The sequence below is a fragment of the Teredinibacter turnerae T7901 genome, from assembly GCF_000023025.1.
GTDB lineage: Bacteria > Pseudomonadota > Gammaproteobacteria > Pseudomonadales > Cellvibrionaceae > Teredinibacter > Teredinibacter turnerae_B.
Genome location: NC_012997.1, coordinates 848,096 through 862,927 on the forward strand (window position 1 = coordinate 848,096; position 14,832 = coordinate 862,927).

A 14,832-nucleotide genomic window follows, 5' to 3' on the forward strand; every position below is an offset into this window, starting at 1 on the left:
TAAGTTCACCCAAGGCTCTATTTTTCGCCACGTTTGCGTAATGACATTTGCATCCACAGCAGGCTTGCTGGCGCTGTTTTTGGTGGACCTCGTGGATATGTATTGGCTGAGCCTGTTGGGTATCGTCGAGCTGGCGGCAGCTATCGGTTATGCCGGCTCCATCCTGTTTTTTACGCTGGCAATGTCCATTGGCCTCACAATTGGCTGCAGCGCGTTGGTTTCCCAATCGGTCGGCCGCAACAGCCGGGAGCAAACTCAGCGCCTGGTGGCAAACCTGTTTACCGTAATTGTGCTGATCAGTACCCCGGTGGCGGTGGCTGCTATGGTGGGCACGCCCTGGTTTTTGCAGCTGCTCGGTGCCGAAGGGGCTGCTGCGAGCTATGCCGAAAGCTACCTCACCATAATTTTGCCAAGCCTGCCGGTAATGACGCTGGCAATGGCTTGTGGTGGTGTTATGCGGGCTCTTGGGCAGGCGAAGGCGTCCATGTATTTGACGTTGGTGGCCGGTGGTGTCAATGCGGTGCTGGACCCCATACTGATTTTCGGGCTGGATTGGGGCATCGAAGGTGCTGCAGCCGCGACAGTGATTGCCCGTTTAGCGATGCTCACTTACGGTCTCGAGCGCATAATGCGCGGTTTTCACCTGTTGGGAAAACCCGCGTGGAGTTCCTGGCCGCAAGATGCATGGCATTTTTTACAGACGGGGTTGCCGGCGGTACTCACCAACCTGGCGACGCCCATCGGAGTGGCATACGTAACGGCGATTATGGCGCAGTTTGGCGATGCGGCTGTGGCTGGTAACGCCGTTATAAGCAAGGTCCAACCACTGGCGTTCGCTGGCTTGTTCGCTTTGTCTGGCTCTATAGGCCCGATTGCGGGTCAAAACTACGGGGCGGGTAATCGGGAACGGGTGATGCAGACGCTGCACGCCAGCGTGAAGTTCACGCTGGCCTATACCTTGGTTGCTTGCGCGATTTTGCTCATATTGAGTGGGTTTTTTATCGACGCTTTTAACGCAACAGGCGAGGCCGCGTCGTTAATTCGGGCGTATTGCTACGGTTTTAGCACCATGTTCTTTTTCTTCGGCATCACCTTCTGTACCAATGCCCTCTTCAACAACTTGCGTATGGCACACTGGGCGACGATTTTTAATTTCTCCAAGGCAACCTTATTCACCATGCCGTTTGCCAGCGTTGGCGCGGCAATGGGCGGTCCAGTTGGTATTCTGGCCGGGGTGTATATCGGCTCCATCATCGTCGCGGCGGCCGGCTATTTCACCGCCTATAGCAAAATTCGGGCGCTGCCCATGCCTGCAACGCCCAACGCTTCCTGACGGCTGGGTTTTGCCAAGTTTCACCAGAAGCACATGGTGGCATTAAGGTAAGATGCGCGAACTTTTTCGCTCACGTGTTATCTATTTTTTTACTCATTCATCGACAATAAGAGACTATGAAACTAGACGGAAAATTATGTTACAGCGCCTTGCTGTGTGCAGGCGTATCGACGGGACTCCTGGCAAATTCGGCGCTGGCGCAGCAAACAAATTCCTATATTGGTGAGGTTGCGGGTAAAGCGGGCTTTGTGGATAACGATGCAGACACCAAGTACCTTAATGCCAGTGCCACCTTGTACCTCGACCCGGTAAAGGAGAATGTTGGTCCGCTGGCGGAAGCGGCATTTTTAAATCGGGCGACCAATTTTTACGTGTATGACACGATAACCGAATACTACGATGACAACGCGCAGGACTTCGGTATCGGCGGCGAAATTTATATTCCCAACAGCATGTTTTATGCGGCGGCTTCGTATAACCGCCACAAAGACGACGGTAACAGCGATGGCACCGTAACGGTGAAGGCTGGTATTACACCGGTGTACGGTTTGCGCCTGTTAACCGCCTACACGGAAGACGAAGGCTACGACTTGAATATGGAAGCCAAATATATTCTGGATCTGCCGGGCGCGCAGGCGTTGAATTTAGAGGCAGGTTTCCGCGATGACGACAGCAATACCATAACCGCCGCAGTGGACTTCTATATCAACAGCCATAGCAGCATTGGCGTTGCCACGGTAGATACCGGCGCGGACACAACCTACACCTTTCGCGGCAAGCACTTTTTTACCAATCGGTTTTATGTGGGGGGCGCGTTGACCAGTGCTGATGCGGGCGATTCTTTCGAAGTGAATACGGGTTTTCGATTTTAGCAACGGGGGTGTGGCGCGTCAGTCCAATATTTGATCTCCCTGTGACTGACATGCGACGCCATACCCGTTCCGCCAAATAAAAAAATTGCACACTTTCTTCCCAAACTTCTCTAAAAAAATCACCGCCCCTAAATGGGGCGGTTTTTTTATCCTGCTATAGCACGGCGCAAATTGCATTAAAAATGCACAGAGATGTATTTCGCGTCACAAAAATTAACGTTTATATAACGTTTTAGTATATGTTGATAAGAGTCGATTCTATAATTTTATCTTATTGATTTACATATAGATTTTTTGGTTTGCAGCACTTTTTTCTCATGTTTTTTGATGGTTGACAACGTTGTCTTTCGGCGATTATGCTCAATCCATCGACAAGGTTGTCACTTTTTTTAAGATAGCATGACAACGTTGTCATATAGAATTCGCCTTCGCGGAATCGCGTGTCGGGAGGGCGCTAAAACACAGAAAAGCTTCGCTTATCAGGGGTTAATAGCATGTCACACACATTGAAACAGGCCATTCGAAAAGCTTGCCGGGGAACTAAAGTTGCGCCAACGGTCGCCGCCGTTGTGCTCGCGTCCATAGGGACCGGAGTACAGGCGCAGCAGGAAGAAGAGGTTGTGGTTACCGGTATCCGCGCGTCACTCGATCAATCCATGGACATTAAACGCAATTCCACCGCTGTTGTAGATGCAATTACGGCGGAAGATATCGGTAAATTCCCAGATAAAAACGTGGCTGAGTCCCTTTCGCGTATTACTGGTGTCGGTGTGAGCCGAGAGTATGGTGAAGGTGAGAAAATCGTTGTGCGTGGCGCCAGCCCGGAAACCAACCGTACCTTGCTCAATGGGCAAACGGTAGCGTCTGCCGACTGGTTTATCCTGGACACTCCTGGGCGAAGCTTTAACTACACCTTGTTGCCATCGGTGCTGGTCGGCAATTTGGAAGTGTATAAATCTCCTTATGCGTCGATGGACGAAGGGTCTATCGGTGGTACCGTGGTGCTGCGCACGCGCAAGCCGCTGAACCTTGAGTCGAACACCATAAATGTTAGCGTTGAAGGCCAGTACTCTGAAACGTCAGAAGAGATGGAACCGCAAATTTCTGGCCTGTACTCATTCAAAAACGATGATGAAACCTTTGGTGTTTTGTTGAGTGGTGTGCATCAGGAGCGCACGCTGGTGCGTGAAGGTATTGAAATTCTTGGCTGGCGCACTCAGGAAGCCACCGGCGAGAAAGTGGTTTCGCATATTGGTATTCCGCGTTTTGAGCAGTCTCGTGAGCGGGACACCGTGTTTGGCAGTGTTCAATACGCGCCGACAGAAAGTCTGGATATCACCTTAAATGCGTTGAAATCCAAAATGGAAGCGGATAACCACAACCAGAACTGGTTGATTATGCCCAATAACGACTACGAAGAAATTGAAAATAAAGTTGTTGAAAATGGCAACGTGCTGGCAGGAACTGTTACCGATGGCGCGACCGAATTCGACTTTATTAACCGTCGCTCTTCGTCGGAAACCCAGTCTATCGATCTCGATGTTACCTACACGGCAGATGCACTTACCGTGCACGGTCAGATCGGTAGCACTAAAGCGGAAGGGGGTACCTACCGCGAGGCGTCATTCTCCGCACTGCCTATTGGCGTAACCAGCTACGATTTTGATCTGCGCGGCACGCCAGAAGTGAACACCTACACAGAAGGGTTCGACGATGACATGGGGGCATCTAACCCGGAAGCCTTTGCGCCAGGTTGGATCTGGGGCGGTAAAAAGCCGACCACCGATGAAGAAACCTACGCGCAGTTGGATTTTACCATTCCACTGGAAATGGGTGCCTTTACTGCAATTCGCACGGGTGTGAAATTGCGCGATGCTGAGCGTACGCAGGACCGTGTTGCATTCAGCTGGCACGGACCGAACACCACCGATCCATCGCAGACAGATGCGGGTAGCTACCTGGATTACGTTTTCCAAACGTGTACTACTCTCGCAACCTGTGGCCTTGGTGTCGGTTCGCCGGAAAGCATCGATGTGCTAGCCAACGGCAATATGACTTATCAGATGTATCAGGACCAGGAGGCATTTGAGCGTGTCGCTTTCGAAGGTTTAAATGGTGTGCCTGCAGATTACGCGCAAAGCCTGTTTTTACCTGAAATATGGAAAGTAAATGAAAAACACACCGCACTGTATGTGCAGGGTGATTTTGCCGGCGAAAAATTCCGCGGTAATGTGGGGGTTCGCTATGTGAGCACTGAGCAGAGTTCTGGCGGTTACGAGTTTGTTGACCCTAACGGTGGTTACCTGACTATTGACCGGGAGTGGTTGGTGCCAGTTAGCTACGCCTGGGTCGAGGCAGACAACGATTATTCTGAAATCTTACCCAGCGCGAACTTTGCCTACGACTTGACCGATGAACAGGTTTTCCGCGCGAGTGCTGCGCGCGTTATGGCACGTCAAAACTGGAACGATATCGCCACGACCGAAAGCTATGGTTCACTGAATCAGGCGAATCCAAGCGGTACACGCAGTAACCCATTTTTGGACCCACGCATAGCTGATCAGTTGGACCTTGCCTGGGAATGGTATTTCGCAGAACATTCTATGGTGTCGGCAACATACTTCTTTAAGAAAATTAAATCTTACCGCTCCTATGAAACTTTCGTTGAGCCGCGTCTCAATGAAGAGACGGAAGAATTTGTCGATGTAGCATTCAAGAAGCCGTTTAACGGCGAAGGTGGCACAACCAACGGTCTGGAGCTGTCCTACCAGCAGGACTTTGGCGGTTTTGGTACCGTTGTTAACTACACCTATACCGATGCAGGTAGCGATCAGGAACGCGATGACACGATTGCGGGTTCCGGCTTAGTGGAAGGAACCTCCGAGCATATGTTGAACCTGACCGGTTACTACGAAAACGACAGCGTCAGTGCGCGCCTGATGTATAACTACCGCTCCGAGTGGTACAAAGGCTTGCACTTTAACGGTGATGAATTGTGGAACGACACTTACGGCCAGTGGGATGCAAGCGTTAGCTACAACGTTACTGACTACATGACCTTGTCGCTGGAAGCGGTCAACCTGCTTGACGAGGAGATCGTTGAATACAACACCGACAAAGCACGTGTTATGTCGCTTTACCAGAACGGTCGTCGCTTTGTTGCCGGTATTCAGCTGAAGTTCTAAGCGGCCATAACCACCTCAATTGCCGCGGTGAGGTGCGCCGCGGACTTTTCTCCCCGCCCGCAGGGCGGGGAGCTCAATACCACCTTCGCTGTTTTTGGGGTATGGCAAAACGATAATTTTTACGAGGTAGACTAATGGAAAAATCACCTGTACCAGGAGATACCCTTTTTATGGGTGTTGATGGTGGTGGTACCAAGTGCCGTGCCGTCTTGGTGGATGGCCAGAAGAACGTGATCGGTCAGGGAGAGGGCGGTGCGTGCAATGCTTATCAATCGTTTGATAAAGCAATCGACTCGATTTTAGTCGCTAGCGAAAAAGCTTTGATGGAAGCCGGATTGAAAGCCGGTGATCGCGATAAAGTCGTGGTGGGTATGGGCCTCGCTGGCGTTAATATTCCTGATGTTTACACCCGGGTGTGGAATTGGCAACACCCGTTCAAAGCCCGTTTTCTAATGACCGACCTCCACGCGGCGTGTGTCGCAGCCCATGGCGGTAGCGAAGGCGCAGTAATCGTGGCCGGTACCGGTTCATGTGGCTTTGCGCAGGCAGGGGACCGGGTTCTTAAATTGGGCGCACACGGGTTTCCGTTCGGCGATAAAGGCAGCGGTGCTTGGATTGGCCTGCAGGCGTTGCAGGCGGTATTGCTGAATTTTGATGATTTAGGCAAACCCACCATGCTCACCGAGCTGATTGCATCCGAGTTAAAAGCCGATGGCCTCGATATTATTGAGCGCATGCACAACGCGCGCACCGGGGACTACGCGAGCCTGGCTCCAGCCGTATTCACTGCAGCGGAAGCGGGTGACTCGGTCGCAATCGCTATTTTGCGTGAAGGCGCTGATTATTTAAGTGATCTGGCAGATCGGTTGTGGAGCATCAATCCGCCGCGCATGTCCATGTTGGGCGGAATTTCTCACAAAATGAAAGACTGGATGCGCAAAGATATTATTGAACGCATGTCTCCTGCTTTGCAGCAACCGGAACACGGCGCTTTGTTTTATGCCATGCAAGAATATACGCAGTCAATCGCGTAAGGGAACACCATGTTCAAATCAAAAAAAATTGTAGCAGCCATTGCTTGTCTGCTTATTGCGGGCAACGCCGTTGCAGCGCGGATTTCCAGCTCCTCCTTAGATAGTGTTCCATCACTCTCTGTTGTGCCCAAGCCAGTCAGTCTGACGCCTGGCGACGGGCATTTTTTATTTTCGCCAACCACCACAATTACTGTTAACGACGAGCGTTTAAAGCCCGTTGCTGAATTGTTTGCAGACTTTTTTGTCAAGCCGAGTGGTATCGATTTGCCGGTAAGCCTTGGTGATGCCAGTGCCCCGATACAGATTATACTGGTACCAGCGGCGCAGTTTGGCAGCGATAAATCCGAAGCCTACCGCCTTCAGGTGACTGCTGATCGAGTGCATATTGTTGCGCCCAGCGAGAAGGGTGCGTTTTACGCATTGCAGACGCTACGCCAGTTGTTGCCACCGCAGGTGGAATCCACAACGCCTGTTAACTATGTGCGCTGGGACGTACCCGCCGTTACGGTCGAAGATGAACCGCGTTTTCCCTATCGGGGTATGCATCTGGATGTTGCGCGCAGTTTTATGCCCGCCGGGTTTGTAAAACGCTATATCGATTTGCTGGCGTTTCACAAGTTAAATTACTTCCATTGGCACCTGACCGACGATCAGGGCTGGCGTATTCCTATCGACGCCTATCCGCTGCTGACTGAAAAGTCTGCCTGGCGCGACAAAACCGTAGTGGGGCACACCTTAGACCGCAATACTGAATACGATAATAACCCCACCGGCGGCTTTTATACGAAGGCGGAAATACGCGATATTGTCGCCTACGCCGCGCAGCGCCAGATTACCGTGATTCCTGAAATCGATATTCCTGGCCACGGGTCCACTATTATTGCAGCCTACCCTGAATTCGGGTGCGAGCAACAGGCGGCAGCAGCAGACACGTTTGTGCAGCCTAATTTCGGAATTTTTCCCGCAGTCCTGTGCCCTACAGAAAAAACGTTTCAGATGCTCGATACGGTGTTCACCGAGGTGGCAGCGCTGTTTCCAGGTAAATACATTCATGTGGGTGGCGACGAGGTCTTAAAAACCCAGTGGGAACAAAGTTCGTTCGCTAACGCGTTAATGAAAGACAAGGGATTGAAAAATTATCACGAACTACAAAGCTATTTTGTCGCTCGGGTTGGGGAAACTCTGGCGCGCTTGAATCGTAAAATGATTGGCTGGAACGAAATTCTCGACGGTGGCGTTGCTGATGATGCAACCATCATGTCCTGGCAGGGAATTAAAGGTGGCATCGCCGCTGCCAATCTAGGTCACGATGCGATCATGACACCTTTCGGGTACACCTACTTTGACTTTTTTCAGTCTGATTCCGTCGATGAGCCGATGGCGATTCACGGTATGACGACACTTGCCAAAGCGTATTCCTACGACCCAATGCCGGAAGAACTTGCGGGTACCGATAAAGCCCATCATATTCTTGGCGCACAGGGTCAGCTTTGGACTGAATACCAAACTCAACCGCGCAAAGTGGAGTACATGGTACTGCCGCGTATGAGTGCGCTGGCAGAAGTGACATGGACCGCGCAGGGTAATAAGGATTGGGCGGATTACGCCGCGCGCCTGCCGGATCTGTTTGCGCGCTATGACGCAATGGGCGTTGTCGCCTCGCGCTCTGTCTATACCCCAACGATTAATGCCGAGCGGCTTGGTCGTGGCGAAAAAGCAAATTACCGTATAACACTCAACGCGGAAACGGCGCGCACAACCATTCGATATACCACAGATGGTTCGCAGCCGAATCAGCAGTCTTCGATCTACAAAAAGCCGTTTAAAGTAAACGGTGGTACTGTGTTGCGTGCACGTGCGCAGGATAACGTGAGCGGGGAGTTTTATCCGGAGAGTCGCTTGCGTTTGCTTTCGCACAAGGCCGTTGGCGCTGAGGTCGAGATACTGACTGAATTTAACGCAAGTGATGATCCTTCCCCTGCAGAACAACTCACCGACGGCATCAGTCACCAGGATCAAATATATCAACCGTCAGACTGGGTTATTTTTTACGGAGACAGTGCAGATATGGTAGTGGATCTGGGTGAACCAACCTCGGTGCAGTCAGTTTCTTTCACGTTTGATGCCGGAAAGCACCGCCAGCTGTACCCGCCATCGTCGGTTGAAATCTTTGTGTCCAGTGATAACAGTCAATGGAACAGTATCGCAACACTGCAGGAGTCTCACTTGTTGGACGCACGGGACAAAGTCCGGGTCGAATTTCCAGCCGAAAATGCGCGCTATGTAAAAATTGTTGCTGGCAACAGGTTTACCTATAAAAGCAATGAAACCGGCGAGCACCGCAAAGTACCCTTGCATATCGACGAATTGGTAATCGAATAAATAGCGTTTTAATTTCAGCAAAAAATCAGGTAAATAATTATGCTGGTCGCAGAAACAACAACACAATCCACTGCCCGCTCTACATTGCTACCCATGGTTATCATCGGTATCTTGTTTTTTATTTTTGGTTTCGTCACCTGGTTGAACGGATCGTTGATTCCGTTTCTGCGTATCGTTTGTGAGCTCAATGAGTTTCAGGCGTTATTTGTTACCTTTGCGTTTTATATTGCTTATACCTGCCTTGCGATTCCCGCCGCCCAGGTGTTGAAAATCAGTGGCTATAAAAACGGAATGGTTATCGGCCTCCTGATTATGGCGGTGGGCGCTTTGGTGTTTATCCCTGCGGCTAAAGCCCAAAATTACGGCATATTCCTGGCCGCATTATTTTTGCTCGGCAGTGGCCTGACGCTCCTGCAAACCGCTGCGAACCCCTATATTGTGTGCATTGGCCCGCGTGAGAGCGCCGCTATGCGTATCAGTATTATGGGGCTGGTAAACAAAGGTGCTGGGGTCGTTGTGCCGCTGGCGTTTACCTCGTTAATGTTGCACGGCATTGACCAGTTTACCCCGGAAGTACTGCAAAGCCTCGACGAGGCCGCACGTCAACAACAATTGGCTGAGCTTGCCTCCCGCCTGGTGGTGCCTTATGTGTGTATGGCCGTCGTATTAATTGGATTGTCGGGCTTTGTTAAGTTTTCCTCCTTGTCGGAACCGGTACTCGATGATGCGCCGGAGGAGGAAACGGTGGCAAACCGTTGGGGAATTTTGCAGCATCCGCAAATTATTCTAGGAGCAATCGCGCTGTTCTTTTATGTTGGGGTAGAAGTGATCGCAGGCGATACGATTGGGCTCTACGGACAGGGTTTGGGCGTTAGTCATTATGGCTCGCTCACATCCTACACCATGAGCTTTATGGTGATTGGGTACCTGATGGGCGTCGCATTTATTCCGAATAAACTCAGTCAGGAAAAAGCGTTGTTAGCTTCTGCATTATTAGGCATTGTGTTTGTGTTGGGCGTTATGTTCGCGTCCAATGAGAGCACCTTGATTGCCGACGTATTATTCGGCTGGGCTGGGATTCCGGTGGTTCCGAATACCGTAATGTTTCTCGCGATGCTCGGCTTTGCCAACGCATTGGTATGGCCTGCGATCTGGCCCTTGGCACTGCAGGATCTGGGTAAATATACGGCGACTGGCTCGGCGTTGTTGATTATGGGAATTGCCGGTGGCGCACTCCTGCCTTTGGCCTATGGGCATTTTGCTTCGGGTGGCAATTCGCAGACGGCGTATTGGATTATGATTCCGTGCTATGCCTTCATCTTGTTTTACGCCTTAAAAGGCCATAAGTTGCGTCGCTGGTAATGAACGAACGATCTCTTGCGCTGGATGCGCTGAGGGGTATTACTCTTGCGATGATGATCTTGGTCAACACACCGGGGTCATGGTCTCACGTTTACCCACCGCTGTTACACGCAAACTGGCACGGCGTTACGCCAACGGATTTTGTCTTTCCGTTTTTTTTATTTATCGTCGGCTGCGCGCTGTTTTTTTCCAATCGAAAAAATCATCAACTCGATATCTACACCCACGCGCTGAAAATTTTTCGGCGCACGGTGCTGTTGTTGCTCGCGGGTTTGGGGTTGCACGCGTATTTATACTCCGGCACGTTTGCTGAATTTCGGTTGCCCGGCGTGTTGCAGCGTATCGCGCTAGCCTATGGTGCTGCGGCGTTTATCGTCTGGCTGCCGGTGCGCGCTCGCATTGGCTCAAGCCTGATTTTGCTGTTGCTTTACATTGGCATATTTGCCCTGGCTTCTGGCGGGTATACATTGGTTGCCAACCCGGTTCGCCATCTGGATCTGTGGGTATTGGGTGCGGGGCATTTATGGCAGGGTAAAGGCATTGCTTTTGACCCCGAAGGGTTGCTCAGTACGCTTCCGGCTATTGTAACGGTGCTGTCGGGTTATGAAGCTACGCGCATTATTGTTGAGCGCACAACGCAACAGAAAGTGCTGGTGATTATTGCCGCGTTAGCAATCGGTATGGCGCTGCTGTTACACCCCTGGGTGCCAATTAATAAATACTTATGGACAAGCAGCTATGTGTTGCTTACCTCCGGTGTGGCGGTTCTGGTTTTGGTCGCCTTGATGCAACTGGAGAGCTTTCGCCCGGTGCGCCCGGCTTATCGGGCCTTTGCTGTCTACGGTGAAAACCCACTGCTGATCTATATTCTTGCGGGTTTATGGGTTAAGTCGCTATTGGCATTTTCCGTGGGTAACAGCAATTTATATGCAGCTTTCTACCATTTGCTAAGCCTTTATTTTTCAGACATTAACGCGTCGCTGGTATTCGCAATATTTCACGTGGTGCTGTTCTGGTTAATTGCCTTGTGGTTACACAACAGGGGTATTTTGGTTCGCTTGTAGACGATGCGCTCAAATGACCTGCTTGCGGCGTGTGGCGGGCACGCAAGCAGGCGAGAGTATGTGAGGGTAAGTAGATGCGGGGCAAGTACGTGTGGAGTAATGATGCAGTACGTAGCCGGGGGAGTAAATATGCCAGGAATATAAAAACTGCGAACCGGTTATTGTGTGTACCTTACACCTTGCTGCCAAACTTCCTGTAATTGATCGCGCTCGTTGAGTACCACAAAATCGGCGGATTTTCCGCACGAAATCGCGCCGTACGTCTTTTCCAAACCCAACATTTCTGCAGGATATTGCGAGGCCATGCGTCCGGCTTCCGGCCACGAGCAGCGCAGTTTGTCCACGGTATTACTTACCGCGCTGAACATATCCAAATCTGAACCCGCCAGGGTGCCGGTTGCGGTGGCACAACGTCCACCTTCGGCGGTGATTGTTTCGCCATTTAATTGAAACCTTTTGTTCTCTGCTCCGACGGAGGGCATTGCATCGGTGACCAATATCATCTTGCCTTTGGCTTTTGCATTTAACGCATTTCGCAGTGTTGCCGGGTGAACATGAAATCCATCGACAATAATGCCACACCAACTACCGGTGTCTTCCAGCGCAGCGCCGACAACACCAGGTTCGCGACTGGACATGGGCGTCATGGCATTGAACAAATGCGTAAAAGAGGTAACGCCGTTGTCGAGCGCCAAACGGGTTTGTCCATAGGTTGCAGCCGTATGGCCTGCTGCGACGATTACGCCATGCGTTCGCAACTTCTTAATAATGTCCGGTGTCGTGGTTTCTGGAGCCAGGGTCACCAGGGTTACACCGTGCTGCAACGAACAGAGCAGATTTAGCGCATTGTTGTCGATAAGGCGAAATTTATCCGGATTGTGCACACCTTTGCGTTCGCTGTTTAAAAAAGGGCCTTCCAGGTGGATACCAAGGATACCCGGAAGGCCGCTGGCAAAAGCTTTGTCGACGGCGGCAATGGCCCGCTCCATCACCGCCAGGTCGTCGCTGATCAGAGTCGGCAATAATCCGGTAGTGCCAAAGGCTCGATGGGCTTCGCTTATGGTTCTCAATCCTGCGAGCGAAGGTTCATCGTTAAATAAAACGCCGCCGCCGCCATTAACTTGTGTATCGATAAATCCTGGAAGTAACCGTGCGCCGTTTAAGTCCACGGCACCTTGCTCAATAACCGGCGTAGGGGAAAAATCCAGCGCAGTTATTTTGCCGCCCCCAATCGTAAGGCTGGCATTGTGCAGCCAGCCATTGTCGGTTGCCGGGAGGGTTGCGTTGATAATCCGTGTTGCCATTAGAGCGTCTCTGTCACTTTATTCAGGTGAGGCGGTGTATCTGGATTGTAGCCTCGCGCAACGGATAGCGCGTTGGCTAACCGGTAAAAGCTCTGCACTTGAAGAATGGGTGCTGTTGCAGCATGTGCACCCTCCACCACAGGCAATGCCTGGCCCGCTGGCGCATTTTCAGCGGCATAGAGGACGCGCGCATCGCGTGCGACGAAGTCGCTTACCAGAGCGTCTGTTCCCGAACGGGTTTCATCCTGCTGTGCAAAAACCAGTACCGGAAAACCTGCGTTAACTATTGCCATAGGGCCGTGTTTGACTTCAGCGGCGCTGAAGGCTTCCGCGTGCAAACCGCAGGTTTCTTTAAACTTCAACGCGGCTTCCTGGGCGACTCCAAAACCGTAGCCGCGCCCGATGACGAACAGGTTACGCGCCTCACGCAAGGCGTCGACACCGGCTGCAGTCCAATCGTTGGCCCATGCGCGGGCCAGTTGTGCGGGCAGTTGATCGCGCGCGTTCAGGAGTTCGGTGTCGTTGGTGTAGGTGGCAATCAGGTTCAAAATGCCCGCCAGCGTGGCGATATACGACTTGGTAGCCGCGACGCTTTTCTCGGCGCCCGCATGCAGTGGCAGTACGATGTCCGCCATCGCTGCCAGGGGAGAATCCTCAACATTGACCAGCGCCACAGTCAGGGCACCGCTTTGCTTGGCGGTTTCAACGCCAGCCAGCAGATCCGGGCTTTTGCCCGACTGGGATATCGCCAGATACAGGGTTTGCTCGAGGTTTTGTTTCGCGTGGTATACAGAGCTGACAGATGGCGCCGCAGAAGAGGTGAGCAGGCTAAGACGGGTTTCAGCCAGGTATTTGGCGTAGGTTGCTGCATGGTCGGAGCTGCCGCGAGCCATAGTCACCAGAGCGCGGGGGGCGAACGCGTGGATCTGCTCAACTGCCGCGATAATTTTTTCGCGATTAGCCTCGAACTGCTGCTCAACTACTGCGCTGGCGGCGGCCGCTTCCTGGAACATCAGGGTCGACTCAGCGGCGATGGGCGCGCCTGATACTTCTTCTGCTTTACTCATGGGGGCCTCTTTCTCATGCATTCAGGCATGGAGTTTGAGTGAATGACAACGTTGTCATTATCCGTTAGAACGTCTCTGCTGTAAATAGTCGACTGGATTGATCGGCCTTTTAGCGGTGACTACTGTGGGAGTGCCTGCAACAAACGATCTCGCCGCCTGGCGCTATTTTGCAACCGGCCCGGTGGATTGGCGCTTGAGCAGCTCAGGTAAAAACCCTTCACTTTCAATCACCTGCCCGTATTTTGTGGAGCGCAAGCTGTTTATCAGCAGGCGCGTTGCTCGCTGGGCGATCACTTGTGTTGGCTGTTGTGCGGTCGTGAGGTTGGGCCACGCCTGGCGGGAAAACGGGCTGTCCTCGAAACCGGCAATGGAGAGTTGATCGGGAACATCCACGCCCGCGATGCGCGCAGCGAACAGGGTTCCTGCCGCGATCTCATCGTTACAGGCAAATATTGCGGTCGGCCGCTGAGCCCGGCTGAGTAGTTCGCGGGTGCGTTGCACGCCGGATTCAAATGAGTAGGTGCCTGGCACAAACATGCTTTCTGGAGCGGCAATCCCTTTGGCTGCGAGGGCATCGCGGTAGCCCGCCAGGCGCTCACCGCTGGAACCGTGCTCCTCGTCACCACCGAGAAAGGCGATGTCCCGGTGACCGAGTTCGAGCAGGTGTTCGGTGATGTTGCGTGCGGCATTGCGGTCATCAATATAAACGCAAGGGGAGAGGTGATCTGGCGCGTTGGAGCCAGAGACAATGCGCACAAATCGCACATGCTTCGCGGCTAATTGCTCGAGGATCTCGGTGTTTTCCGACAGCGGCGGGGTGAGCACCAGACCACCGACCCGGCTGCGGTGGATCATATCCATCACTTCGGTGACGAGGTCGTCCGCATCCGCATTGCAGGGGTGAATGATGAGTTCGTAACCCTGCTCGCGACACTCGCGCAAAATACCGCTTTGCATGTCGATAACATAGTTGCTGTTGGGGTTATCGTAGATAAAGCCGATGGCGGACGCCGCACCGCGCAACCCGCGTGCAGACAGGTTCGGCTTGTAGTCGAGGGTTTTAATGGCTTTCCACACTTTTTCCTTCATCGCATCGGCCACCGAGCCTTCGTTATTAATAACGCGGGAGACGGTTTTGAAGGAAACGCCAGCGAGGCTGGCGACATCTTTAATCGTGGCTTTTGGTTTCATGGCTCGGAAGGAATACGCCTAAAAGCGGAATTATAACC

General features: G+C 52.2%; 10 protein-coding genes. 7 read left to right on the top strand and 3 right to left on the bottom strand.

Annotated features, from left to right (window positions below):
* Positions 1 to 40 precede the first annotated feature (40 nt).
* The 7 genes from TERTU_RS03500 to TERTU_RS03530 all read left to right on the top strand — a co-directional run bounded on the left by TERTU_RS03500 (position 41) and on the right by TERTU_RS03530 (position 11,232).
* Positions 41 to 1,333: an MATE family efflux transporter gene (locus tag TERTU_RS03500; protein WP_228378257.1), complete on the top strand. Its 1,293-nt coding sequence runs from the start codon at positions 41 to 43 to the stop codon at positions 1,331 to 1,333.
* A gap of 116 nt (positions 1,334 to 1,449) precedes the next feature.
* On the top strand, positions 1,450 to 2,205 hold the full coding sequence (locus TERTU_RS03505) for a putative porin (RefSeq protein ID WP_015817747.1): 756 nt from the start codon (positions 1,450 to 1,452) through the stop codon (positions 2,203 to 2,205).
* Between the two features lie 494 nt (positions 2,206 to 2,699).
* Positions 2,700 to 5,390, top strand: coding sequence for a TonB-dependent receptor (locus tag TERTU_RS03510; RefSeq protein WP_015819960.1), 2,691 nt, complete (start codon positions 2,700 to 2,702; stop codon positions 5,388 to 5,390).
* Positions 5,391 to 5,524: 134 nt separating this feature from the next.
* Entirely contained in the window at positions 5,525 to 6,424 is a 900-nt protein-coding gene (nagK, locus tag TERTU_RS03515) for an N-acetylglucosamine kinase (protein WP_015817972.1), read from the top strand.
* 9 nt (positions 6,425 to 6,433) lie between these two features.
* Positions 6,434 to 8,806, top strand: coding sequence for a glycoside hydrolase family 20 protein (locus TERTU_RS03520; protein WP_015817106.1), 2,373 nt, complete (start codon positions 6,434 to 6,436; stop codon positions 8,804 to 8,806).
* A 39-nt stretch (positions 8,807 to 8,845) separates the two neighbouring features.
* Positions 8,846 to 10,168 (top strand): sugar MFS transporter, encoded by a 1,323-nt coding sequence (locus TERTU_RS03525; protein ID WP_015818612.1) that lies wholly within the window; start codon positions 8,846 to 8,848, stop codon positions 10,166 to 10,168.
* Entirely contained in the window at positions 10,168 to 11,232 is a 1,065-nt protein-coding gene (locus tag TERTU_RS03530; protein WP_015818331.1) for an acyltransferase family protein, read from the top strand. The genes TERTU_RS03525 and TERTU_RS03530 overlap by 1 nt, the downstream gene beginning before the upstream one ends.
* A gap of 158 nt (positions 11,233 to 11,390) precedes the next feature.
* Here TERTU_RS03530 and nagA read toward each other — a convergent pair whose 3' ends face one another.
* The 3 genes from nagA to TERTU_RS03545 all read right to left on the bottom strand — a co-directional run bounded on the left by nagA (position 11,391) and on the right by TERTU_RS03545 (position 14,794).
* Entirely contained in the window at positions 11,391 to 12,536 is a 1,146-nt protein-coding gene (nagA, locus tag TERTU_RS03535) for an N-acetylglucosamine-6-phosphate deacetylase (protein ID WP_015817205.1), read from the bottom strand.
* Positions 12,536 to 13,603, bottom strand: coding sequence for an SIS domain-containing protein (locus tag TERTU_RS03540; protein ID WP_015820736.1), 1,068 nt, complete (start codon positions 13,601 to 13,603; stop codon positions 12,536 to 12,538). The genes nagA and TERTU_RS03540 overlap by 1 nt, the downstream gene beginning before the upstream one ends.
* A gap of 162 nt (positions 13,604 to 13,765) precedes the next feature.
* Entirely contained in the window at positions 13,766 to 14,794 is a 1,029-nt protein-coding gene (locus TERTU_RS03545; RefSeq protein WP_015817907.1) for a LacI family DNA-binding transcriptional regulator, read from the bottom strand.
* Positions 14,795 to 14,832: the final 38 nt, after the last annotated feature.

What these genes read in the sequence shown, in the direction of transcription:
- TERTU_RS03545 (WP_015817907.1), bottom strand. Translation starts at nt 14,794, where the DNA reads ATGAAACCAAAAGCCACGATTAAAGATGTCGCCAGCCTCGCTGGCGTT.
- TERTU_RS03505 (WP_015817747.1), top strand. Translation starts at nt 1,450, where the DNA reads ATGAAACTAGACGGAAAATTATGTTACAGCGCCTTGCTGTGTGCAGGC.
- TERTU_RS03500 (WP_228378257.1), top strand. Translation starts at nt 41, where the DNA reads ATGACATTTGCATCCACAGCAGGCTTGCTGGCGCTGTTTTTGGTGGAC.
- nagA (WP_015817205.1), bottom strand. Translation starts at nt 12,536, where the DNA reads ATGGCAACACGGATTATCAACGCAACCCTCCCGGCAACCGACAATGGC.
- TERTU_RS03510 (WP_015819960.1), top strand. Translation starts at nt 2,700, where the DNA reads ATGTCACACACATTGAAACAGGCCATTCGAAAAGCTTGCCGGGGAACT.
- TERTU_RS03525 (WP_015818612.1), top strand. Translation starts at nt 8,846, where the DNA reads ATGCTGGTCGCAGAAACAACAACACAATCCACTGCCCGCTCTACATTG.
- nagK (WP_015817972.1), top strand. Translation starts at nt 5,525, where the DNA reads ATGGAAAAATCACCTGTACCAGGAGATACCCTTTTTATGGGTGTTGAT.
- TERTU_RS03520 (WP_015817106.1), top strand. Translation starts at nt 6,434, where the DNA reads ATGTTCAAATCAAAAAAAATTGTAGCAGCCATTGCTTGTCTGCTTATT.
- TERTU_RS03530 (WP_015818331.1), top strand. Translation starts at nt 10,168, where the DNA reads ATGAACGAACGATCTCTTGCGCTGGATGCGCTGAGGGGTATTACTCTT.
- TERTU_RS03540 (WP_015820736.1), bottom strand. Translation starts at nt 13,603, where the DNA reads ATGAGTAAAGCAGAAGAAGTATCAGGCGCGCCCATCGCCGCTGAGTCG.